26 protein-coding genes, 1 other RNA gene and 1 pseudogene are annotated in these 22,077 nt (G+C 65.8%); 15 read left to right on the forward strand and 13 right to left on the reverse strand.

The genetic code is table 11. The features are described from left to right. Window positions 1–19 precede the first annotated feature (19 nt). Window positions 20–1,921, reverse strand: coding sequence for an extracellular solute-binding protein (locus QMG28_RS00330; RefSeq protein WP_281840163.1), 1,902 nt, complete (start codon window positions 1,919–1,921; stop codon window positions 20–22). A gap of 183 nt (window positions 1,922–2,104) precedes the next feature. Beyond that, window positions 2,105–2,644: a c-type cytochrome gene (locus QMG28_RS00335; RefSeq protein ID WP_281840164.1), complete on the reverse strand. Its 540-nt coding sequence runs from the start codon at window positions 2,642–2,644 to the stop codon at window positions 2,105–2,107. A 144-nt stretch (window positions 2,645–2,788) separates the two neighbouring features. Between QMG28_RS00335 and QMG28_RS00340 the strand changes: the two genes are divergently transcribed. Continuing rightward, window positions 2,789–3,631 (forward strand): prephenate dehydratase, encoded by an 843-nt coding sequence (locus QMG28_RS00340; protein WP_281840165.1) that lies wholly within the window; start codon window positions 2,789–2,791, stop codon window positions 3,629–3,631. On the opposite strand, the gene QMG28_RS00345 is transcribed toward QMG28_RS00340, so the two are convergent. Then, complete coding sequence (locus QMG28_RS00345; protein ID WP_281840166.1) at window positions 3,632–4,099, reverse strand: SRPBCC family protein; 468 nt, start codon at window positions 4,097–4,099, stop codon at window positions 3,632–3,634. Window positions 4,100–4,148: 49 nt separating this feature from the next. Then, window positions 4,149–5,126, reverse strand: coding sequence for an NAD(+) diphosphatase (gene nudC / locus QMG28_RS00350; protein ID WP_281840167.1), 978 nt, complete (start codon window positions 5,124–5,126; stop codon window positions 4,149–4,151). Between the two features lie 295 nt (window positions 5,127–5,421). Between nudC and QMG28_RS20950 the strand changes: the two are divergent. Together QMG28_RS20950 and ffs are read left to right on the forward strand one after the other, a co-directional pair. Next, a pseudogene (locus QMG28_RS20950) lies at window positions 5,422–7,134 on the forward strand (5'-nucleotidase C-terminal domain-containing protein); the annotation flags it as partial. A 165-nt stretch (window positions 7,135–7,299) separates the two neighbouring features. Beyond that, window positions 7,300–7,398: signal recognition particle sRNA small type (gene ffs / locus QMG28_RS00360), an RNA gene on the forward strand. An 8-nt stretch (window positions 7,399–7,406) separates the two neighbouring features. On the opposite strand, the gene folK is transcribed toward ffs, so the two are convergent. Next, window positions 7,407–8,012 (reverse strand): 2-amino-4-hydroxy-6-hydroxymethyldihydropteridine diphosphokinase, encoded by a 606-nt coding sequence (gene folK, locus QMG28_RS00365; protein WP_307726330.1) that lies wholly within the window; start codon window positions 8,010–8,012, stop codon window positions 7,407–7,409. A gap of 91 nt (window positions 8,013–8,103) precedes the next feature. Between folK and QMG28_RS00370 the strand changes: the two genes are divergently transcribed. The 6 genes from QMG28_RS00370 to rnhA all read left to right on the forward strand — a co-directional run bounded on the left by QMG28_RS00370 (window position 8,104) and on the right by rnhA (window position 12,006). Further along, window positions 8,104–8,685: a LabA-like NYN domain-containing protein gene (locus QMG28_RS00370; protein WP_281840169.1), complete on the forward strand. Its 582-nt coding sequence runs from the start codon at window positions 8,104–8,106 to the stop codon at window positions 8,683–8,685. A 132-nt stretch (window positions 8,686–8,817) separates the two neighbouring features. Beyond that, window positions 8,818–9,768: a 4-hydroxy-3-methylbut-2-enyl diphosphate reductase gene (gene ispH, locus QMG28_RS00375; RefSeq protein ID WP_281840170.1), complete on the forward strand. Its 951-nt coding sequence runs from the start codon at window positions 8,818–8,820 to the stop codon at window positions 9,766–9,768. Then, complete coding sequence (locus tag QMG28_RS00380) at window positions 9,765–10,364, forward strand: class I SAM-dependent DNA methyltransferase (protein WP_281840171.1); 600 nt, start codon at window positions 9,765–9,767, stop codon at window positions 10,362–10,364. Before ispH ends, QMG28_RS00380 begins: the two co-directional genes overlap by 4 nt. Further along, on the forward strand, window positions 10,361–10,972 hold the full coding sequence (locus QMG28_RS00385; RefSeq protein WP_281840172.1) for a LysE family translocator: 612 nt from the start codon (window positions 10,361–10,363) through the stop codon (window positions 10,970–10,972). The genes QMG28_RS00380 and QMG28_RS00385 overlap by 4 nt, the downstream gene beginning before the upstream one ends. 1 nt (window position 10,973) lies before the next feature. Beyond that, entirely contained in the window at window positions 10,974–11,561 is a 588-nt protein-coding gene (locus QMG28_RS00390) for a class I SAM-dependent DNA methyltransferase (RefSeq protein ID WP_281840173.1), read from the forward strand. Continuing rightward, window positions 11,554–12,006, forward strand: coding sequence for a ribonuclease HI (gene rnhA, locus QMG28_RS00395; protein ID WP_281840174.1), 453 nt, complete (start codon window positions 11,554–11,556; stop codon window positions 12,004–12,006). Before QMG28_RS00390 ends, rnhA begins: the two co-directional genes overlap by 8 nt. On the opposite strand, the gene QMG28_RS00400 is transcribed toward rnhA, so the two are convergent. From QMG28_RS00400 to QMG28_RS00410, 3 genes are all read right to left on the reverse strand, one after another. Continuing rightward, a complete protein-coding gene (locus QMG28_RS00400) occupies window positions 12,007–12,249 on the reverse strand; it encodes a hypothetical protein (RefSeq protein ID WP_281840175.1) in 243 nt (80 codons plus the stop codon). A 132-nt stretch (window positions 12,250–12,381) separates the two neighbouring features. Beyond that, a complete protein-coding gene (locus QMG28_RS00405; RefSeq protein WP_281840176.1) occupies window positions 12,382–12,615 on the reverse strand; it encodes a GlsB/YeaQ/YmgE family stress response membrane protein in 234 nt (77 codons plus the stop codon). 39 nt (window positions 12,616–12,654) lie between these two features. Next, the gene (locus tag QMG28_RS00410) at window positions 12,655–13,650 is read right to left on the reverse strand and encodes a polyprenyl synthetase family protein (protein ID WP_281840177.1); all 996 of its coding nucleotides are present in this window, start codon (window positions 13,648–13,650) and stop codon (window positions 12,655–12,657) included. A gap of 75 nt (window positions 13,651–13,725) precedes the next feature. Here QMG28_RS00410 and QMG28_RS00415 point away from each other — a divergent pair, with 75 nt between their 5' ends. From QMG28_RS00415 to QMG28_RS00425, 3 genes are all read left to right on the forward strand, one after another. Further along, window positions 13,726–13,944 (forward strand): putative signal transducing protein, encoded by a 219-nt coding sequence (locus QMG28_RS00415; RefSeq protein WP_281840178.1) that lies wholly within the window; start codon window positions 13,726–13,728, stop codon window positions 13,942–13,944. A gap of 2 nt (window positions 13,945–13,946) precedes the next feature. Beyond that, the gene (locus tag QMG28_RS00420) at window positions 13,947–14,708 is read left to right on the forward strand and encodes a tRNA1(Val) (adenine(37)-N6)-methyltransferase (protein ID WP_281840179.1); all 762 of its coding nucleotides are present in this window, start codon (window positions 13,947–13,949) and stop codon (window positions 14,706–14,708) included. 112 nt (window positions 14,709–14,820) lie between these two features. Continuing rightward, the gene (locus tag QMG28_RS00425; RefSeq protein WP_281840180.1) at window positions 14,821–14,988 is read left to right on the forward strand and encodes a YdcH family protein; all 168 of its coding nucleotides are present in this window, start codon (window positions 14,821–14,823) and stop codon (window positions 14,986–14,988) included. Window positions 14,989–15,006: 18 nt separating this feature from the next. On the opposite strand, the gene yddG is transcribed toward QMG28_RS00425, so the two are convergent. The 4 genes from yddG to QMG28_RS00445 all read right to left on the reverse strand — a co-directional run bounded on the left by yddG (window position 15,007) and on the right by QMG28_RS00445 (window position 19,033). After that, entirely contained in the window at window positions 15,007–15,882 is an 876-nt protein-coding gene (gene yddG, locus QMG28_RS00430) for an aromatic amino acid exporter YddG (RefSeq protein ID WP_281840181.1), read from the reverse strand. Between the two features lie 66 nt (window positions 15,883–15,948). After that, complete coding sequence (locus QMG28_RS00435; protein ID WP_281840182.1) at window positions 15,949–16,671, reverse strand: beta-ketoacyl-ACP reductase; 723 nt, start codon at window positions 16,669–16,671, stop codon at window positions 15,949–15,951. 167 nt (window positions 16,672–16,838) lie between these two features. Beyond that, window positions 16,839–18,014, reverse strand: coding sequence for an acetyl-CoA C-acetyltransferase (locus QMG28_RS00440; protein WP_281840183.1), 1,176 nt, complete (start codon window positions 18,012–18,014; stop codon window positions 16,839–16,841). Window positions 18,015–18,193: 179 nt separating this feature from the next. After that, a complete protein-coding gene (locus QMG28_RS00445; RefSeq protein ID WP_281840184.1) occupies window positions 18,194–19,033 on the reverse strand; it encodes an EAL domain-containing protein in 840 nt (279 codons plus the stop codon). Window positions 19,034–19,149: 116 nt separating this feature from the next. Here QMG28_RS00445 and QMG28_RS00450 point away from each other — a divergent pair, with 116 nt between their 5' ends. Next, window positions 19,150–19,704, forward strand: a complete 555-nt coding sequence (locus QMG28_RS00450; protein ID WP_281840185.1) for a DNA-3-methyladenine glycosylase I — start codon at window positions 19,150–19,152, stop codon at window positions 19,702–19,704. Here the strand turns inward: QMG28_RS00450 and QMG28_RS00455 are convergent. Next, the gene (locus tag QMG28_RS00455) at window positions 19,701–20,261 is read right to left on the reverse strand and encodes a TlpA disulfide reductase family protein (protein WP_281840186.1); all 561 of its coding nucleotides are present in this window, start codon (window positions 20,259–20,261) and stop codon (window positions 19,701–19,703) included. The genes QMG28_RS00450 and QMG28_RS00455 overlap by 4 nt on opposite strands. Before the next feature lie 24 nt (window positions 20,262–20,285). On the opposite strand from QMG28_RS00455, the gene argH reads away from it, so the two are divergent. Next, complete coding sequence (argH, locus tag QMG28_RS00460; protein ID WP_281840187.1) at window positions 20,286–21,677, forward strand: argininosuccinate lyase; 1,392 nt, start codon at window positions 20,286–20,288, stop codon at window positions 21,675–21,677. Then, window positions 21,677–21,994: a DUF2834 domain-containing protein gene (locus QMG28_RS00465; RefSeq protein ID WP_281840188.1), complete on the forward strand. Its 318-nt coding sequence runs from the start codon at window positions 21,677–21,679 to the stop codon at window positions 21,992–21,994. Before argH ends, QMG28_RS00465 begins: the two co-directional genes overlap by 1 nt. The last annotated feature ends 83 nt before the right edge of the window (window positions 21,995–22,077 follow it).

The following is a 22,077-nucleotide window of genomic DNA, read 5'->3' on the forward strand; positions in this document are numbered from 1 at the left end:
CTTGCCCGCTCCTGCCCGGTCAGCGCAACGCGCCGGACGCTTTCAGCGCCTCGTATTTATCCTGGTTGAACCACCAGAAGTCGAGATAGCCAAGGCTGTATGGCGGGATCGTCTCCGGGTGTTCGAACATGTCGAAATACGCCACGGTATAGAGGTCTTTGTACCATTGCGGCGTAACGAATTTGAGCGCGCGCATGGTCCGGTCGAGCGCCTTCATCGCCGAGATCATGTCGTCCTGGCTCTCCGCGTTCGAGGCGACCTTGATCAGCGCGTCGATGGCCGGGTGGCCGATGCCCGCCGGGTTGAACAGGCTGAACTCGGCCTCTTGCGAGCCGAAGGCCTGCTCCAGCCCCGACCCCGCCTCGTAACCGATCGAGAGGTGATCGGTGATGATGTCATAGTCGAAGCTGCGGGTGCGCTCGATATATTGCGCGGTGTCGACGCGGTTCAGCGATGCCTCCACACCCAGCGCCTTGAGGTTTTCCACAAAGGGCTGCACCACCCGGTCGAAGCTTGGCGAATATTCGAGGAATTCGACCTTCAGCGTCTCGCCCGCCTCGTTGCGGCGGATGCCATCGTCGCCCACGAGCCAGCCGGCCTCGTCCAGCAGCGCCGAGGCTTCGCGCAATTGTGCGCGGTCGAGCTGGCGCGCGCCGGATACGGGCGGCATCACCACCTCGTCGGTCAGCACGCCGGCGGGCAGAATGTCGGCCAACGGCTCCAGCACTGCAAGCTCATCGGGGCCCGGCATGCCCGTGGCCTCGTTATAGGAGTTCGTGGCAAAGCCGGTGATCCGGGCATAGATGCCGTAAAACAGCGTTTCGTTCGACCATTCGAAGTTGAACATCCGGCTGATCGCATCACGCACCCGGATATCCTGAAACTTGTCGCGGCGCAGGTTGAACACGAAGGACTGGCCCGACGCCTGTGAACCATCCGGCAGTTCGGCCGTGACGATGGTGCCGTTGGTCACCGCGTCGAACTCGTAGCCGGTCGCCCATTGCTTCGAGCTGTTCTCGATGCGGAACGTATAGGCGCCGGCCTTGAAGCCCTCGAAGGCGGCATCGCTGTCGGCGAAATATTCCATCCGGATCGAGCCGAAATTGTTGCGCCCCTTCATGAACGGCAGCTCACTCGCCCAGTAATCGGGGTTCAGCCGGTAGACGATGCGCTCATTGGTCTCGTAGCTGTCGAGCACATAGGCGCCGGTGCCGAGGATCGGGATGTCGTTGCTCTCGTCGAGCCGGTAGGCATTCGCCTCCATGAAGGCGCGCGACAGCACCGGGGTGTTGCCGGCCTGGCCGATCCGGTCGCGCTTGGTGCTGTCGGGCAGGAAGGTGAATTTGACTCGCGCCTCATCCAGCGCCTCGACACCGGAGATGATCCGCGCCACGCCCTCGCGGAAGCTCGGCAGGCCCTGCTCCATGAACAGGTTGTGAGTGAAAACCACGTCATCCGCCGTCACCGGCGTGCCATCGGCGAATTTCGCCTCGGGCCGGAGGGTGAAAATCACCCAGGACTGGTCTTCGGGATATTCCAGCGTTTCGCAGATCAGGCAGTAGGAGGTGCCGATTTCGTCGCTGGTCTCGGCCATCAGCCGCTCGACGCCGATGGAGGCGCCCCAGGCGGCCACGCCCTTGCGGCTGTAGGGGTTGAAGCTGTCAAACGTGCCCATCGTCCAGAGCGCGATCTCGCCGCCTTTCGGCGCGTCGGGATTGACGTAGTCGAGATGCGCGAAATCGGCGGCGTATTTCGGCGTGCCGAAATACGAGAAGGCATGCGATTTTACATTGTCCTGCGCCAGAGCGGCGAGGGTGGTAAACAGCAGCGCGGCGGCCGCCGGTGGCAGCAGGTGGAAAAACTCCAGCGCGGCGGAACGGGTCCGGGCCTCGGCGCGGACGGGCGCGGTCTTGCGGTGCATAGGGGATCCTCCCTGCGAACGGGCTTGGTGCCGATTTCGTTACATTCCAAGCTAAAGCGGCGCACCGCTCGTATTCAAGGCGAGAATTCGTGATTGGATCGTCATCACTGCCAATCCGGGGCCGAAAACGGAAACGGCCGCACCGGTTGCCCGGCGCGGCCGCTTGCCAATGCAGTGTTCCGATCAGCCGCCGATGGTGGCGAGATAGGCGATCAGGTTGGCGCGGTCTTCGATCTTCTTGAGACCGGCAAAGGTCATCTTGTTGCCCGGCGCGTATTCTTTCGGGTTGGTCACATAGGCGTCGATCTCTTCCGGCGTCCAGGTGCCGCCCTGCAGGCCCAGCAGCGCATCGGAATAGCTAAAGCCCGGCTCCTCGGCAATCGCGCGATCGACAACGCCGTAGAGCGACGGGCCAGTGGCGTTGGCGCCGTCTTCAAGCTTGTGGCAGGCCCTGCACTTGCCAAAGACCTTCTCGCCCGCCGCCGGATCGGCCGCGGCAAACACGTCGGCAAAGGCCACCTCGACCTCTTCCTCAGCCGGCTCGTCTTCGCCCGCACCGTCGGGCGCGATCACGTAGCCCTGGGTGGCGTGTTGTTCCTCGTCGCCGTGCGATTCCTCGACAACCCGGTAGAGCGCCGAGGCCCCCCAGTTCACGAAAAGGAGGATAAGAAGCGCTCCGGCGACACTGGCGCCGAGCTTGATCAAGTTGGTTGTGTTGAACATGTCGCGGTCCGTAGGTTCCCTGAGTCCCACGCCTTCTATCCGCTTCCCTTGCCTCGTTTCAAGCGATATGAGGCGCGACCAAATGCCTGAGGGCCGCAAATGCGGCCAGGAAGCGCGGAAAACCGGCAAGAAGGGAGCATCGGCATGAAGGGCAAGATCGCCTTCCAGGGAGAACCCGGCGCCTATTCGCACGAGGCGTGCCACAACGCGCGTCCCGATATGGAGGCCCTGCCCTGCCGCACCTTCGAAGACGTGATCGCCGCCGTTCGCGAGGGCGACGCGGACCAGGCGATGCTGCCGGTCGAAAACTCGACCTACGGGCGGGTTGCGGATATTCACCGCCTTCTGCCCGAAAGCGGGCTGCATATTCTCGACGAGGCATTCGTGCGCGTGCGCATCAGCCTGCTCGGCCTGCCCGGCAGCAAACTCGATGACATCACGGATGTGCGCGCCCATCTCGTGCTGCTGCCGCAATCCGCCAAGTTCCTGAAGGCGCATGGCATCACCGGCCATGCCGCCGCCGACAGCGCCGGCGCGGCCGCCGAGCTGGCACTGCACCGCACCGCGGATCAGGGCGTGCTGGCCTCAGCCCTCGCCGCCGATATCTACGGGCTCGACGTTCTCGCACGCGACATCGAGGATCACGGCCACAACACCACGCGCTTCGTGATCATGGGCCGCGAGCTCGACATGACCCGGCGCGGCAATGACGGGATGATGACCACCTTCGTCTTCGAAGTGCGCAACATTCCCGCCGCGCTCTACAAAGCCATGGGCGGCTTCGCCACCAATGGCGTGAACATGACCAAGCTGGAAAGCTACATGATCGACGGCAGCTTCACCGCGACGCGGTTCTATGCCGATATCGAGGGCCATCCCGACGACCGGTCGGTGCAACTCGCGCTCGAAGAGCTTGAGTATTTCACCCATAATCTGGACATTCTCGGCGTCTATCCCGCCGATCCGCGCCGCCACAGCACCGGCTGATCAGCCGCGGTCGCGCAGGCGCTCCTCAAGATCGGCGGCATAATCGGCCACCCGGCGGCGAAACCGCTTCAGCACCGACTGACGCGCCAGTTTCAGCGACTGGATCATCAGCCGCGCCGGAATGGTGCGCGGGCGGGCGTCGAGCGTCAGGTTCATCCGGGTGCGGCTGCGCGACATCGCCACCAGTTCGACAACCACTTCCATCTCGATGCCGGTGGACTGCACCCGGGCGCGCACCCGTTCGGGCACTTCGTAATCCGAAAGCTCGATATTGGCTTTGCGCGCCTTGCCGCGATAGTCGAAGCCGGCCCGCCACGACATGCCGGGGCCGGGCGCGCTCAGCGTATCGGTGCGTACAACTTCAGCGCCCCGCCGCATGGCCGCGCGCTCGAAACCGTCAAAATCGGAGATCTGCTCGAATACTGCTTCGATCGGTGCCGCGATGTCTTCGCGGGTCGCCATTTTCATGTGTCTGATCCCGGTTACTTGCTACTGTGCCCCGGCGGGGAATGTCGCCTCAATCAAGCCTGTCCGCAAGCCACATCTTCATCAGGAAATGGGCGATGGCGCCCCGGCGCGGCGTTGCGATGCGCGGGTGGCGTCCGGCGAATACATCCATCAGTTCCTCGCGCCCGATCCACAGCGCATCGTCCAGCTCTTTCGGATCGAGCGTGATCGCGGTGCTCTGCGTCGTGCCGATGCAGCCGATCATGAGCGAGGCCGGGAAGGGCCAGGGCTGGCTCGCGAGCAGGCGCACCTCGCCCACGGCGATGCCGGTTTCCTCCGCCACCTCGCGGCGCACGGCGGCGGCCACCGTCTCGCCCGGTTCCATGAAGCCTGCCAGAAGCGAGTAAAACCCCTCCGGCCAGCCCGGCGAGCGCCCGATCAGAAGCTCGTTGCCGCGTGTGACCAGCATGATGACCACAGGGTCGGTGCGCGGAAAATGCGCTCGGGCGCAGGACGGGCAGTCGCGCCGCCAGCCCCCGTCCGCCGCGACCGAGGGCGCACCGCAGCGGGCACAGAAGCTGTGCGTGCGGTGCCATTCGAGAATGCCCTTGGCGGTCACCGCGCATTCGGCGTCGAACGGGTCGAGCGCGGGAAACACCGCGCGCAGATCGGCAAAGCGCGCATCCGACGGCAGACCGGTCAGTGCGGGCGCGGGCTGGTCCGCGCCGGCCCGGCCCGGCCCGGCATCGAGCACCACCTCGCTGTCGGGCTGCCAGCCCGACACATCGCGCGCAAAGAGCGGTGCGGCCCCCGCCTCGCCGAGATAAACCGTCTCGCCCCCGGCCTCGTCCAGAAAGGCATCTGCCGGCGCCAGCGTGGCAAGTCCGAGCGGCCGGGCCGTACCATCGCCGGCCACCAGCGGCCTGCCGCGCCAGAGAGGAAGCACGCGCGCGCCCGGCGCCTGCCACAGCTCACCAGCCTGCGCGCGCCGATCCGCCCGCCGGTCGAGCCCGCCACCGCCAAGGCTGACCTGCTCCGCCACTTTCATCCGATACACCCCGCACAAGCCGTTACGCCAATCCCGATAGGGGCGGTGGGCCACACTTGTCAATTTCCCGAGCTGATCGCGGTAGTTGAATACGTATGTATTGATCGCCTTAAGGTTGTTCTATATTTTCCGATTTGTGTTGTACGAGTGATGATGCGGCCGCATCAAGTGAACCAGCCTATGGCCTTGGGGCAATTGAAAAGGTGTGTCTGGCATGACAGCGCCCGCTCGGGAGAGCACCGGCAACACGCTGCCACGGATTGAACTGCGCCTTATGGCGACAACGGATGTGCATATGCACATCCTGCCCTACGATTATCTGTCGAACATGCCCTCGGTCACCACCGGGCTGGCGCGCACCGCATCGCTGATCCGCGCCGCGCGGGCGCAGGCCGATAACGCGCTGCTGTTCGACAATGGCGACTTTCTGCACGGCAATCCGATGGGCGACGCGGTGCTGCGCGATGTGATGCGGGGCCGCCGCGAGCTGCGTGGGCGTCACCCCATCGTCGCCGCCATGGCCGCGCTCGGGGTCGATGCGATCACGCTCGGCAACCACGATTTCGACCACGGCGCCGAATATCTGGGGCATGTTCTGGCACATGCGCCCTTTCCGGTGGTGATCTCCAACCTGTCGCTGGTGCCGCGCGCCGGGCCTGCCGGGCCGCGCCCGATCCCCGCCTCGCAACCCTTCGCCCTGATCGAGCGGTGGCTGACCGACACCGCCGGCAAGGCCCATAAGGTGACGATCGGGCTTCTTGGTTTTCTGCCGCCCGGCTCGATCACCGGGCTTCGCGGCAGCGCCTTCCGCGCCGAAATCCGCGATATCGTGGCCACGGCCGAAATCGCCGTGCCGCAATTGCGCGCGCTCGGCGCCGATCTGGTGGTGATCCTCGCCCATTCCGGCATCGGCCCGGCCACGCACCGCCCGGGGATGGAAAACGCTCTGCTCCCGCTTGCCCGCATCCCGGGGATCGACGCGATCGTCGGCGGCCATGCGCACCAGGTTTTTCCCCGGGGCGACCGGGCCGACTGGCCCGCCGGGGCCGACCCGCAGACCGGGCGCATCCATGGCACGCCCACGGTGGTGCCCGGGTTCTGGGGCTCGCATCTGGGCGTGATCGACCTGTCGCTGACGATCGGGCCGAAGGGCGTGACGGTGCAGGACGCGCGTATCGAAGCGCGCCCCATTTCGCTGCGCAACCCGGCAAGCGGCGAGACCCGGCCCACCGTCGCGCCGGATCGGGCCATCCTGCGGATGCTCAACAATCTGCACCGCACGATCATCGGCCAGTCACAACATAGCTGCGGCGAAACCCGCCACCGGCTGCACAGCTACTTCGCCGCCGCCGCGCCGTCGCCCGCGCTCGACGTGGTGCATCGCGCGCTTGACTGGTGGGTCGCTCGCGAACTGGCCGATGGCCCGCTGGCGCATCTGCCCCGCCTCACCGCCACCGCTCCGTTCAAGGCGGGCGGGCGCGGCGGCCCGGGCTATTACACCGACATTCCGCCCGGCCCGATCACCCGCCACGGGGTGACCGACCTTTACCTGTATCCCAATACGCTCTGCATCCTGCGCATGACCGGGGCGGAGCTGAGCAACTGGCTTGAGCGCTCGGCCTCGGTCTTCAACCGGATCCGCCCGTTCGGCGGCGACCAGCCGCTGCTCGACCCCACAACGCCGCTCTATACGTTCGAGACGCTGGCGGGCTGCGACTACGAGATCGACCTCTCGGTCGAGGCCCGGTTCGCGCCTGACGGCACGCTGCGGACGCCGCGCGCCAACAGAATCCGCAACCTCACGGTAGACGGGCAGCGCCTCGGGATGAGCGACGAGGTGCTGCTGGCCACCACCACCTATCGTGCGGCGGGCCGTGGCGGCTATCCCGCACCGGCACCGGAGCGGATCGCATTTGAACCGGGGCATGACATCCGCGAGATCATCGCCGCCTATCTTGCCGAAACCGGGCCGGTCGATGGGCCGTTGCGGGCAAGCTGGCGGTTCGGCCCGGTGCCTGGCGCCACCGCGCTCTTCGCCTCGTCGCCGCAAGCCGCGGAGGTGGTGGAGGACGCGCCCGCCCTGTCGGAACTGATCCGGCCCGGCCCGCTGCTGGCGGATGGCTTCCGCAGCTACCGTCTTGCGCTCGGCGGCCGGGTTTCCTATATCGCCGGTCGAGAGGTTGGCGCGGGCAAGCACCTCGCCAACCCGGTCAGGTCCGGAAGGAAGCAGCCGTAACGAGCCCCGCTTGGGTCGATGTCCAGCCTCTCACTTCCCCCGATTCAGGGCCGCTCTTCCAGCACCCGCACGGCGGCAACCTCGTCTCCGGGCAGCGCATCGCGCATGTTGCGGATCGTTTGCCCGGTCAGCGGATGCGCCCAATCGGGCGCAATGTCGGCGGCGGGCACCAGCACGAATGCCCGGTCCTGAAGCCGGGGATGCGGCAGGATCAGCCGATCCGGCGCCTCCCGCTTCTGCCGCTCCGGGGCGAGATCCATCCACCGGCGGACCGTCGCGGCATCCGGCAGGACGAGATCGCCCATCGCCACGATATCCAGATCCAGCGTCCGATCACCCCAGCGCGTACCGCGCTCGCGGTCAAACCGCGCCTCGACCGCGTGGAGATGGGCGAGGAGCGCCTCGGGCGGCAGTGCGGTTTCCACCAGAGCCACGGCATTCACCACATCGGCCCCCTGACCGACCGGAATGAACGGGGTGAGGTAGAAACGGCTTGTTGCGACAACGTGCACAGGGCCGGCATTGAGCGCCGCAACAGCCTTTTCGACAGTCTCTCTGGGCGTTCCATGTTGTGACGTTGCGTTACTGCCCAACGCAACCAGCGTATTTCCGCCCGTATATGACCCTTTGGTCGCTTGCGTCACCTGCACGATTCCTTATGTTTCCCCCACCTGCGCCGGTGCTCATTATTTCTTACCACTCACCGCCAGTACCGGCGACGAGGATTCGGAAGGAACAAAAATGTTTTACAGAGACGAACGTCTCGCGCTGTTTATCGACGGCTCGAACCTTTATGCGGCAGCCAAGTCGCTCGGATTCGACATCGACTACAAGCTCCTTCGGCAGGAGTTCATGCGCCGGGGCAAACTTCTTCGCGCCTTCTACTATACCGCTCTGCTGGAAAACGACGATTACTCGCCGATCCGGCCGCTGGTGGACTGGCTGCACTACAACGGCTTCTCGATGGTGACGAAGCCGGCCAAGGAGTTCACCGATTCCAGTGGGCGCCGCAAGGTGAAGGGCAATATGGACATCGAACTCACCGTCGATGCCATGGAGATCGCCCCCCATGTGGATCACATCGTGCTGTTCTCCGGCGACGGCGATTTTCGCCCGCTCGTCGAGGCGCTGCAGCGCAAGGGCGTGCGGGTGTCGGTGGTTTCGACCATCCGCAGCCAGCCGCCGATGATCGCCGACGAGCTGCGCCGCCAGGCCGATAATTTCATCGAGCTCGACGAGTTGCGCGAAGTGATCGGCCGCCCGCCGCGCGAACCCCGCGAAGATGAGCGGGCCGAGGATTTCGACGAAGATATCGACGCCTGATCGCAGCACATGGCCTGCACGAACCCCCGGCTTCACTCGGCCGGGGGTTTTCATTTGCACCAGGACGTGACGGGCAGGCTCTGGACGCGCCAGCCCCAAGCGAATACCCATGAGGCGAACAGGAGAGCCACCATGACCAAGCCGCCCCTCAGCCTCTACCTCGCCGCCCCGCGCGGCTTTTGCGCCGGCGTGGACCGGGCAATCAAGATCGTTGAAATGGCGATCGAGAAATGGGGCGCGCCGATCTATGTGCGCCATGAGATCGTGCACAACAAGTTCGTGGTCGACGGGCTGCGCGCAAAGGGCGCGGTCTTCGTCGAGGAGCTGACCGAATGCCCCGACGACCGCCCGGTGATCTTTTCGGCGCATGGCGTGGCCAAGTCGGTGCCCGCCGAGGCCGGCCGGCGTGAGATGATCTATGTCGATGCCACCTGCCCGCTGGTGAGCAAGGTGCATATCGAAGCCGAGCGCCATCACAATAACGGGTTGCAGATGGTGATGATCGGCCATACCGGCCACCCCGAGACGATCGGCACGATGGGTCAGCTTCCCGAGGGTGAGGTGCTGCTGGTGGAAACGGTCGAGGACGTGGCCACGCTGGAACCGCGCGATCCCGACGCGCTGGCCTTCATCACCCAGACGACGCTCTCGGTGGATGACACGAAGGATATCGTCGCGGCCCTCAAAGCCCGCTTCCCCGCCATCGTCGGCCCGCACAAGGAAGACATCTGCTATGCCACCACCAACCGCCAGGAAGCGGTGAAGCAGATCGCCCCGAAGGTGGATGCGCTGCTGGTGATCGGCTCGCCCAATTCGTCCAATTCCCGCCGTCTCGTCGAGGTCGCCCGCGCCAAGGGATGTGCCTACGCCCAGCTTGTCGACAATGCCGGCGGCATCGACTGGCGCGCGCTCGATGGCATCGCCAGCGTCGGCGTCACCGCCGGGGCCTCGGCGCCGGAAGTGCTGGTTGACGAGGTGGTGGCCGCCTTCCGCGACCGCTACGAGGTGACGATGGAAACGGTGGAGACCGCGCGGGAACACGTGGAGTTCAAGGTGCCCCGCGTGCTGCGCGAAGACGCATGAGCGACGCGGGCACGATCCGGTTCTACGACGAGGCCGCCAAAAGGTTCGACACGCTTCGGGCCGATGGCCCCGTCGCGCCCGCGCTGGCGCGGTTCATGGCACAGCTCGCGCCGGGAGCCTCGGTGCTCGATCTCGGCTGTGGCCCCGGCATTTCGGCGGCCCATCTCATCCGCGAGGGATTCGACGTGACCGCGCTCGACGCCTCCGCCAGCCTGCTCGACGTTGCCCGCCGCCTCGCCCCCGAGGCGCATTTCGTTCATGCCGGGTTCGACGCGCTGGATGCAGTGGCGGCCTATGATGCCGTCTGGGCCAATTTCGCCCTCCTCCACGCGCCGCGCGCCGAGATGCCGGGCCACCTTGCGGCCATCGCCCGCGCGCTGCGGCCAGAGGGGCTGTTCCACCTCTCCATGCTGACCGGCACCGGCGAGCAGCGCGACGATCTCGACCGCGCCTATACCTATTACACACCCGAAGACCTGCGCCGTTTGACCGAAGCGGCGGGATTTGTGGAACTGGATGCCGAGACCGGCACGCAAACCGGCATGGGCGGCAAAACAGAGCCGTTCATCGCCCTGCTGCTGAGGAGGCTCCCATGACCCCGGAATTTCTGCTGACCGCGCTCATCGTCGTGCTCGTGCCCGGCACCGGCGTCATCTACACGCTGGCCACCGCGCTCACCCGCGGCCGCACCGCCGCCGTGGCCGCCGCGCTGGGCTGCACCTTCGGCATCGTGCCCGCGATGCTGGCCGCCGTGCTTGGCCTCGCCGCGCTTCTGCATACCTCGGCCCTCGCCTTTCAGGTGGTCAAATTCGCCGGGGTCGCCTTCTTGCTCTATCTCGCCTGGACAACGCTGAAAGACAGCGGGCCGCTCAGGATCGAGCAGGAAGAGACCCCGCGCGCGCTCTGGCGCGTCGCTCTGGGCGGCACGCTGATCAACGTGCTGAACCCGAAACTCTCGATCTTCTTCCTCGCCTTCCTGCCGCAATTCCTCTCGGGCGATGCCGCCACGGCCACCGCCGAGATGCTCACGCTTGGCGGCGTCTTCATGGCGCTGACCTTCATCGTCTTCGTGCTCTACGGCCTGTTCGCCGCCTCGGCGCGCGACCGGGTGCTCGAAAGCCCCCGCGCGATGATCTGGGCGCGCCGCGCCTTCGCCGCCAGCTTTGCCGGGCTGGGGCTGAAACTGGCCTTCGAGCGCGCCTGAGATGAGCACCGATAACGAGACGATCGCGGCCTATGAGACGCATAGCCACGACTATGCCGCGCGCACCGGGCGGCAGGCCGAGCCGGGGCTGGCGGAGTTCGTCTCGGAGCTGCCGCGCGCCGCGCATATCCTCGATCTCGGCTGCGGCCCCGGCGACAGCGCCCACCGTTTTCTCAAGGCGGGCTTCACCGTCGATGCGGTGGATGCGGCGCCGGCCATGGTCTCGCGCGCCCGCGAGCTTGGCGTGCCCGCCCGCCGCGCCAGCTTCGACGAGATCGAGGGGCGGGATATCTATGACGGGGTCTGGGCGAGCTATTCTTTGCTCCACGCCCCACGCGCCGACATGCCGGGGCTGCTCGCCCGCCTTCACCGGGCATTGAAGCCCGGCGGGCGGCTGCATATCGGCATGAAGCTGGGCGACGGCGAACAGCGCGACAGTCTCGGGCGGCTCTACGTCTATTACACCGAGGCCGAGCTGATCGCGCTGCTCGAAGCCGCCGGGTTCACCCCGACGATCCGAGAGACACGCACCGATACCGGCCTCGACGGCACCAAGTACAAAGGCATCTGGATGCACGCCAATGGTTGATCTCGTCGCCCATACCGATGGGGCCTGTTCCGGCAATCCCGGCCCCGGCGGCTGGGGCGTTCTGCTCGAAGCCAAGGATGGCAACCGCGTGCTGAAGGAGCGCACGCTCAGCGGCGGCGAGGCCGAGACCACCAACAACCGGATGGAGTTGATGGCGGCAATCATGGCGCTGGAGGTGCTGGAGCGCCCGTCCGCGATCACGGTGGTGACCGATTCCGCCTATGTGAAGAACGGCGTCACCGGCTGGATCCACGGCTGGAAGAGGAACGGCTGGAAGACCTCCAACAAGAAGCCGGTGAAGAACGCCGATCTGTGGCAACGGCTGGACGAGGCGCAGGCGCGCCACGAGGTTCACTGGAAATGGATCAAGGGCCATGCCGGGCATGACGGCAACGAGCGCGCCGACGAGCTGGCGCGCGAGGGCATGGCTCCGTTCAAGCCCTGATCAGGCGGTGCGCGCCGTCACCCGGAGCGTGATCCAGAGCAGCACGACCACCCCGATCGCCGAGCCGATAATCGCGGTCCAGACATTGGGCACATGCAAGAGCCAGGGGATCACCGCACCGCCGATCAGCCCGCCGATGATACAGACGGCAAAGTTGCGCCCCTTCCCGGTGCGGAAGGTGATGGCGTAGTTGATCAGCCAGGCCAGGCCGAACCCGACGATGAGCGAGATGATGATGGTCATGGTCCCTCCCACAGACATGACGGTTTGCCCGTTCGCCCGCACATAGTGCGACGAAACGACGCAAACTCAAAGCGCACTGTTTGGAGGGCGGATTGCGCCGCTGCCGAAGGGGCGGACGAATCGGGCGTGGCGCTATTTCACGTAAATGCGCCAGAGCCAGATCAGCAGTACGGCGCCAAGCACCGCGCCGACGAATCCGGCGGCAATGCCGGTCAGCGCGATGAGGAAGCGCAGCACGAGCCCGCCGATCACAGCGCCCAGGACGCCAATGGCAATCGTCGTCAGCACATCCGTCTCAAGCTTCATGATCCGGGTCGCGACAAAGCCGGCAGCAGCGCCGACGATGATGAGAAAAAGCACAGGCATGGGGAGAATATGGGCGTGCCGGGGCGCGAATGCAAAACCTCAGGCGACGCGCGCCACCACGTAATCGGCAATATCGGCCAGCATCTGGCGGATCGGATCGTCCGGCAGCGTTTCGAGCGCGGCCTTGGCGCGGGCGGACCATTCCAGCGCCGCCGCGCGGGTGGCTTCCAGCGTGTCGTGCTTGTCCATCAGCCTGAGCGCCTCGCCGAGATCCTCGGGCACCTGCTTGCCCTTCTCGATGGTGCGCACCCAGAATTCGCGCTCGCCGGCATCGGCCAGGGCGATGGCCTTGATCAGCGGCAGGGTGAGCTTGCGGTCGCGGAAATCGTCGCCCTTGTTCTTGCCGATCCCGTCGCCGCCCCAGAAATCGAGCAGATCGTCGGCGATCTGGAAGGCGATGCCCATCGCATCGCCGTAGTCGCGCAGCGCCTGCTCGGCATCCGCCCCGGCACCGGCGATCACGCCGCCCACCTCGCAGGCGGCGGCAAACAGCGCCGCCGTCTTGCCGCGCACCACTTTCAGATAGGTGCCTTCGTCGGTCGCCAGGTTCTGCGCGGCGGTCAGCTGAAGCACCTCGCCCTCGGCGATCGTCGCCGCCGCGTTGGAGAGGATGCGCTGCACCTGCATGTTGCCGGCATCGGTCATCAACTGGAATGACCGGGCAAAGAGATAATCCCCGACAAGAACGGAAGATTTGTTGTCCCACAAGAGGTTGGCCGTTGGCCGCCCGCGCCGCTTTTCAGAGCCGTCAACCACATCGTCATGCAGGAGCGTCGCGGTATGGATGAATTCCACCGCCGCTGCGAGATGCACGTGATAGGGGCCGCCATAGCCCATGAGCCGGGCCGAGGCGAGGGTGAGCATCGGCCTGAGCCGCTTGCCGCCCGCTTCGATCAGATGCGCGGTCACTTCGGGAATGCGCGGGGCATGTTCGGAACTCATACGTTCCCGAATCAATGCATTCACCTCCGCAAGGTCTTGCGCGAGGTGGTCGGCCAGCCTCTCATGTGGCCGGTGCGCTATCTCGTCCCGCATGGTCACCGTTCCGTGTTCCCGTCGTCCTCGCCCGCCCCCTCGCCTTTCCGGACGAAATCCGGTAACTCCCTGAGGATGCACGAGCTTCTCCGCACCACAGACCCGACGATCATCGCCTTTGCCACGGCACTTCTGGACGGCGAAGGTATAGCGGCGTTTGCGGTCGACGTCCATATGAGCACGCTTGAGGGATCAATAGGAATTTTACCCCGCCGGCTTATGGTTCATGCCGACGATCTGGCGCAGGCGCGCCGGGTGCTTACGGATAACGGCATCGAGTGCAGGGAAGAATAACGATGGGATTTGCCCCCGCCGATCTGACAGAAGACAGGTTTCTGGGCGGGCGGCTCACCCTGATCCAGCCGCGCGACGGCTATCGCGCCGGGGTGGATCCGGTGTTTCTCGCCGCTGCCGTCGCAGCACGGGCCGGGGAAAGCGTGCTCGATCTTGGCTGTGGTGTTGGCGCGGCCACGTTGTGCCTCGGCGCGCGGGTGGCCGGGCTGACGCTGGTGGGCGTCGAGCGGCAGGAGGCTTATGCCGATCTGGCCCGGATGAACGCCTTCGACAACGATATCGACATGGATGTGTTCAGCGCCGATCTGACCGACCTGCCGCGCGAGCTGCGCGACGAGAGCTTCGATCACGTCATCATGAACCCGCCCTATCACCTGCGCGAACGGTCGACGACCTCGGCAGATACCGGCCGCGCCGATGCGCTGTTTGAAGACACGCCGCTCGCCGCCTGGATCGACGCCGCGACCAAACGCCTCAAGCCGCGCGGCCACCTCACCATGATCCAGAAGGCCGAGCGCCTGCCCGAGATCCTGAACGGGATGGATGAGCGGCTCGGTTCAGTGCTGGTCAAGCCGCTCAGCCCACGCGAGGGCCGCGCTGCCGTGCTCGTTCTGGTGCAGGCGCGCAAGGGCGGGCGCGGCGCCTTCCGCCTTGCCGCGCCCCTCGTTCTGCACGCGGGCGACGAGCATTCGGGCGACCGTGAAAGCTACCGCCCCGAGGTCTCCGCCATTCTGCGCGAGGGCGCGCATCTGCCACTTTGGTAGGGCGGCTGCGAGGCGCCGGGGCAGGCCCGAAACGCAACGATATCGTGACACGACTCGAAATCTGTGGTGCACTGATTACGTGAGGATTTCAGGACATGACAAGGAGAATGCCATGAGTGTTGACGCGCACATCACCGAACTTCGGAAGAAACACGAAGCCTTGTCCGCGCAAGTTGAGAAACTCCAGCAAACCCTATCGAGCGACGATCTGGAAATTGCCAGCCTCAAGAAGGAAAAACTTCGCCTGAAGGAAGAGATCGAGCGCCTGGCCCACGGCTGACGGCGCCGTTCGGCCTGCCTAACCGGCCGCGCGCGCGGCCTGCCCCGCGCGCGCCGCAAGGGCGGCACCCAGCGTGATCATCACCGCCGCGAGCACCACTTCCCGGCGCGGTTCGGCATAGCCTGAAACGATCAGGATCAGCGTCGACAACAGCGGCGCGGCATAGGAGGCCGTGCCGAGCAGCTGGATATCGCCCCGTTTCACGCCCACATCCCAGGTGTAGAAGGCAAGGCCCACCGGGCCGAGCCCCAGCCCGGCGACCGCCGCCCAGCCCAGCGCGGTTTCGGGCCAGGCGGTATCTTCAAACGCAGCATGTCCGCCCGCCGACAGAGCCGCCGTGGCAAGGCAAAACACCGCAACACTGGCCGTGGGCGTGGCGCCAAGGCGGCGCGACAGCACCGAATAGCCCGACCAGGTCAGCGCACAGAGCGCGGCAAAACCATAGCCCGCCAGCGTGCCTTCGCCGCCGCCGGTGATCCCGCCCGTCAGGATCAGCGCGGCCCCGGCAAAGGCGATCACCGCGCCGGTCACATGGCCGCGGCGCAGCGTCTCGCCGGGCAGCAGCCCGGAAAACAGCACGATCAGCAGCGGCCAGAGATAGGCGATCAGCCCCGCCTCGGCGGGCGGCGCGAGCCGGAGCGCGGTGAAGTAGAAGGCGTGATAGCCAAACAGCCCCAGCGTGCCGAAGACATAGACCCGCCAGCTCACCCGGGTGAGCTGCGCAAAGCCGCCCGTGGCACCGATCCAGACAAGCCCGACCAATCCGCCGACCGTGAAGGTCATGGCGTTCAGCTGGAATGGCGGCACCGGCGCGGTGCTCACGGTGAACAGCGCCAGGAGCGACCAGAGCAGCACGGCGGTGAAGCCGATCAGGGTGGCGGCGGTCCGGGTCATGGCAGATCTCTTGGCACGAAAAAACCGGCCCCGAAAGGCCGGTTCTTCACTCCGTCGCCATGTGGTTCAGGCGAGGTATTGCCCGCCATTCACGGTCATCGTCGAGCCGGTGACGAATCCGGCCTCGTCGGAGGCGAGGAAAACCACCGCGCGCGCAATCTCTTCCGGCTCGCCAAGGCGGCCCACCGGGATCGTCGAGATGATCGCCTCGCGCACCTTCTCCGGCACGGCCATGACCATCTCGGTGCCGATATAGCCCGGCGCAATGGCGTTCACGGTGATACCCGCGCGCGCGCCTTCCTGCGCCAGCGCCTTGGTAAACCCGATATCGCCCGCCTTGGCCGCCGAGTAGTTGACCTGCCCGAACTGGCCCTTCTGACCGTTGATCGACGAGATATTGATAACCCGCCCGAACTTGCGCTCGCGCATCCCGTTCCAGAGCGGATGGGTCATGTTGAAGATGCCCGACAGGTTGGTATCCATCACCTGGGCCCATTGCTCGCGGGTCATTTTGTGGAACGGCGCATCGCGGGTGATGCCGGCATTGTTGACCAGCACGTCGACCGGGCCGAGATCGGCCTCGACCCTGGCGATACCCTCGGCACAGGCATCATAGTCGGCGACCGACCACTTGTAGGTGGCGATGCCGGTTTCCTCGGTGAATTTCGCCGCCGCCTCATCGTTGCCGGCGTAGTTGGCGGCCACGTTGTAGCCCGCCTCCTTCAGCGCCTTCGAGATCGCCGCGCCGATGCCGCGCGTACCGCCGGTAACCAGTGCAACCCGTGCCATAATATGTCTCCCTGTCGCGATTCGTGTGAGTAACTCTGTTGCTCGTGCCGGTAGACCATACGCAATAATGTTGCGCAAGGATTTTCTGCACCTGCGAAATAGCCTTGTCTGTTACGCGAACGGGGCGCCGAAGCGCCCCCCCTGCCAAGTTCAATTTTACCGCCGGATCAGGCGCGTTCAAGGCACATCGCAACACCCATCCCGCCGCCGATGCACAGCGTCGCCAGGCCCTTCCTGGCCTCGCGCTTCTTCATCTCGTGCAGAAGCGTGGTGAGGATGCGCGCGCCCGACGCGCCGATCGGGTGGCCGATGGCGATCGCGCCACCGTTCACGTTCACGATCTCCGGATCCCAGCCAAGCTCCTTGGTCACTGCCAGCGCCTGGGCGGCGAAGGCCTCGTTCGATTCGACCAGATCGAGATCGTTGATCGTCCAGCCCGCTTTTTGGAGCGCCTTGCGGCTCGCCGGGATCGGGCCGGTGCCCATGATCGACGGATCCACGCCCGCCGTGGCCCAGGAGGCGATGCGCGCCAGCGGCTCCAGCCCGCGCCGGGCCGCTTCATCCTCGGTCATCAGAATCAGCGCCGCTGCGCCGTCGTTGATCCCCGAAGCGTTGCCCGCCGTCACCGTGCCGTCCTTGGCGAAGGCCGGGCGCAGTTTCTGCATCGATTCGATGGTCGCGCCGTGGCGGATATATTCGTCCTGATCGACGACGATCTCGCCTTTGCGGGTCTTCACCGTGAAGGGCACGATCTCGTCGGCAAGCCGGCCCGCCTTCTGCGCGGCTTCGGCCTTGAGCTGGCTCGCAAGCGCGAATTCGTCCTGCTGTTCGCGGGTGATCTGGTATTTCTCCGCCACATTCTCGGCGGTCTGGCCCATGTGGTAGCCGTTGAACGCATCCCACAGCCCGTCCTTGATCATCGAGTCGATGAACTTGGTATCGCCCATCTTGTGACCGGCGCGCAGATGCGCGACGTGGGGGCTGAGGCTCATGTTTTCCTGCCCGCCCACGGCAACGATGGCGGCATCGCCAAGCTGGAGGTGCTGCGCGCCCAGCGCCACAGCGCGCAGGCCCGAGCCGCAGACCTGGTTGATCCCCCAGGCCGCGCTTTCAATCGGCAGGCCGGCGTTGATATGCGCCTGGCGGGCCGGGTTCTGGCCCTGGCCTCCGGTGAGCACCTGGCCCAGAATCGTCTCGTTCACCTCGCCCGCCTCGATCCCGGCGCGCGCCACGGCGGCCTGCAGAACGGCGGTGCCCAGATCATGGGCCGGCGTGTTCGCAAAGGCCCCGTTGAAGCTGCCCACGGGCGTGCGCGCGGCAGAAACGATAACGACGTTGGTCATGTTTTCCTCTCCTGTTGTCCGGCGCCTCTGGCCGCTCCCCCCTGTGCTGGCGGCGGCGCCGCCCGACGGATCGGACGGTAACGATTGCGCTTCTGCCGAGCAAGCAAGTGGGGTCAAGGCTTATGCTGCGGCGCAGAACTAATCAAGCCGGAGAAATAAAATTGCGTGCCGGATCGGGTTCAGGCGCGGCGGCACTCATCCGGCCGGGACCACCACGGGCGGACGGTGGGCGCGCCGAAGCAATAGCCTTGCAACAGGTCACACCCGGCCGCGATCAGAAACGCCGCATCCGCCGCCGTCTCAACGTTTTCGGCCACTGTCAGCATGTCGAAATGATGGGCCACCGAGAGCATCGCCCCGGCGATCACCTGATTGTCGGGATCGGTGGCGATGGAGCGGATGAAAGCGCCGTCGATCTTCAGGATATCGAAGTAGAAATCCTTGAAATATCGAAAGGCGGTATAGGCCGCGCCGAAATCGTCGAGCGCGAAGGCGACGCCGTGTTTTTGCATCTCCTGCATGAAGACCTGCACGAGATCCGGCATCGCGATGGCGGTCCGCTCGGTGATTTCGAGGATGAGCCGTTCGCCGATGGTCCCGTCGCGCCGCAGCCCGGCGCGCAGCGTTTCGAGCCAGTCGGGATAGCCGATGGAGCGCGCCGACATGTTGATCGACAGGCGCAGCGACGGCTCGGCGCTCAGCGCCTCAAGCCCGAGGCGCAGCGCAATCGTGTCAAGCCGGCGCCCAAGCTCCTGCGCCTCGACCACGCCGATGAAATCCGCCGCCGGGATGATTCGCCCGGTATGATCGAGCACCCGGACGAACCCCTCGTAAAATGCCGGCGCATCGGGATCGGCGGCGCGCACCACAGGCTGATAGGCAAGCATGACCTGCCCCCGCTCCACCGCGCGGCGCACCATCTGCACAATGTCCTGATCGCGCCTGGCGACGGCAATGGAAAGCGGGCTCGACCATTCCGGATCGGGATCGGCGGGTTCGAAAAGGGTCGGGTTTTGCATGGCCACCTCGTCACATCGCCCGCAGCTTCGCCCATTCCCGCTAACAAGCGGTAAAACTCTGGATTTGCGGAGAATTTTCGGCATTCTGAGGCAGGAGCACGACGGTGGAGGCGAAAATGGCAGAGCGATGCGGCTGGTGCGGAGACGATCCGCTTTATGTCGCCTATCACGACGAGGAATGGGGTGTGCCGGAATATGACGGGCGCGCGCTGTGGGAAAAGCTGATCCTCGACGGCTTTCAGGCCGGGCTTTCGTGGATCACCATCCTGCGCAAGCGCGACGCCTTTCGCGAAGCCTTCGAGGGGTTCGACCCGGCGGTGATCGCCGGCTGGGGCGAGCCGGAGGTGGCGCGGCTCCTGGAAAACCCCGGGATCATCCGCCACCGCGGCAAGATCGAGGCCACCATCGGCAATGCCCGGGCCTATCTCGATATGGGCGGTGCCGCGCCGTTCTCTGAACGGATGTGGGGCTATGTCGGCGGCGCGCCGATCGTGAACAGCTTTGCCTCGCTGGCCGAGGTGCCCGCCTCTACGCCGCTTTCGGAACAGGTCTCAAAGGATCTGCGCAAGGCCGGCTTTCGCTTCGTCGGGCCGACCATCGTCTATGCCTGGATGCAGGCCTGCGGGCTGGTGAACGATCACATCACCGGCTGCCCGGCACGGCGCGTCTAGCTGGCCGGATCGGCGATCAGCGTGGCGATGATCGCCTTGGCCTCGTCGCTGTCCCACTCCGCGCCACCGATGAAGCGGGCCACCTCGTTGCCCTCGCGGTCGAGCAACATCGTCACCGGCGGCGCGATCACCCCCATCTCGGCGGACAGCCTGCGGTCGGGATCGAGCAGCACCGGCAGCGCGTCGATCTCGTATTGGGTGATGAAGCGCGCAAGCCCGCCGGGGTGGTTGTAGCCGAAGGCCACCGGCACCACCGCAAAATCCTCGCCGCCCAGCTCCTTCTCCAGCGCGTTCAGCGCCGGCATCTCCTCGCGGCAGGGCACGCAGGAGACGGCCCAGAAATTCAGGAGCACCACCTTGCCCTGCCAGTCGGCAAGGCTGTGGCTGCCGCCGTCACGATCGGTGAAGGCCGACAGGCCGGAGGGCTTCGGCGCATCATGCACCACCAGCCGTTTCATCTCGCCCTGTTTCAGCGCCTCCAGCACCGCCGGATCGGCGGCGAAGGCGGCATTTGCACCGAACAAAAGGGCCGCGTATAGCAGGGCGGAACGAAGCATTTTTCTCTCCCGGGGCCAAAAGCCATGACTGACAAACAAGCCAACGCGATGTGGGGCGGGCGCTTTTCCAAGGGTGTCGATGCGATCATGGAGGCGATCAACGCCTCGATCGACTACGACAAGCGCCTCGCGGCCCAGGACATCGAAGGCTCGCGCGCCCATGCCGCAATGCTGGCGGCGCAGGGCATCCTCACTGATAACGAGGCCGCAGCGATCCGGGAAGGCCTGCTCACGGTGTTGTCAGAGATCGAGGCTGGCGAGTTCCAGTTTTCCAAAGCGCTGGAAGACATTCACATGAATGTCGAGAGCCGGCTGAAAGAGATCATCGGCGAGCCCGCCGGGCGGCTGCACACCGCGCGGTCGCGCAACGATCAGGTGGCCACCGATTTCCGCCTCTGGGTGCGTGAACAACACGATGCCGCAATCGAGGGGCTTCAGGCATTGATCCGCACCCTGCTCGATCAGGCCGAGGCGGGGGCCGGTTGGGTGATGCCCGGCTTCACCCATCTGCAAACCGCCCAGCCGGTGACCTGGGGCCACCACATGATGGCTTATGTCGAGATGTTCGCCCGCGATATCGGCCGCTTCACCGATGCCCGCACGCGGATGAACGAAAGCCCCCTGGGCGCCGCAGCCCTTGCCGGCACCGGCTTCAACATCGACCGGCACATGACCGCCGAGGCGCTCGGCTTTGACCGGCCGATGGCCAATTCGCTCGACGCCGTGTCGGACCGCGATTTCGCGCTCGAATTCCTCACCTCGGCCTCGATCTGCGCCATGCACCTCAGCCGCCTATCGGAAGAGCTGGTGATCTGGTCCTCGGCCCAGTTCCGCTTCGTCACCATGTCCGACAGCTTCTCCACCGGCTCCTCGATCATGCCGCAGAAGAAAAACCCCGACGCCGCCGAGCTGATCCGCGCCAAGATCGGCCGGGTGCTGGGGGCGACCGTCGCCCTGTTCACGGTGATGAAGGGCCTGCCGCTCGCCTATGCGAAGGACACGCAGGAAGACAAGGAACAGGTGTTCGACGCCGCCGACACGCTGATGCTCTCGCTCGCGGCGATGACCGGCATGATCGCCGATCTCACCGCCAACCCCGACGCGCTGGAAGCTGCCGCCGCCAGCGGCTTCTCCACCGCCACCGACCTCGCCGACTGGCTGGTGCGTGAGGCGAACCTGCCGTTCCGCGATGCTCACCACGCCACCGGCGCGCTGGTGGCGATGGCCGAGACAAAGGGCTGCGACCTTGCCGACCTCTCGCTCGACGAGATGCAGAGCGTGAACGCGCAGATCACCGAAGGCGTCTATGACGTGCTCACGGTGCAGGCCTCGGTGGCCTCGCGCATGTCCTATGGCGGCACCGCGCCGGCCCGGGTGCGCGAACAGATCGCCGCCTGGCGCGCGCGGCTGGGCTGATGTCCGGCCTGCGGCGCACCTATCTGGTTCTTGCCGCGATCGGCGCGGTCTGGCCGATGTGGCATATCGTGCGCTATCTCACCGGCGAGGGCGGCACCCTGCCCGGCATGGTCGCGCTCTGGCTCGCCAATGACGCCACGCGCGGCCTCACCGCCGATCTCATCGTCACCGGCACCGCGCTCACCATCTGGATCGTGGCCGAAACGCTGGTGCGCAAAAACTGGACCGCCCTTATCGCCATTCCCGCCACATTCCTTGTCGGCGTCTCCTTCGGCCTGCCGCTCTATTTGTTCCTGCGCACCCGCGCCGTGACCTGACCGGCCGACCCGCCCGGGCAACCTGCTCATTCATCTTGCCCCAAATATCCCGGGGGTGCGGGGGCAGAGCCCCCGCCCGGTCG

It is taken from the genome of Sinisalibacter aestuarii (assembly GCF_027923545.1).
Lineage (GTDB): Bacteria > Pseudomonadota > Alphaproteobacteria > Rhodobacterales > Rhodobacteraceae > Sinisalibacter > Sinisalibacter aestuarii.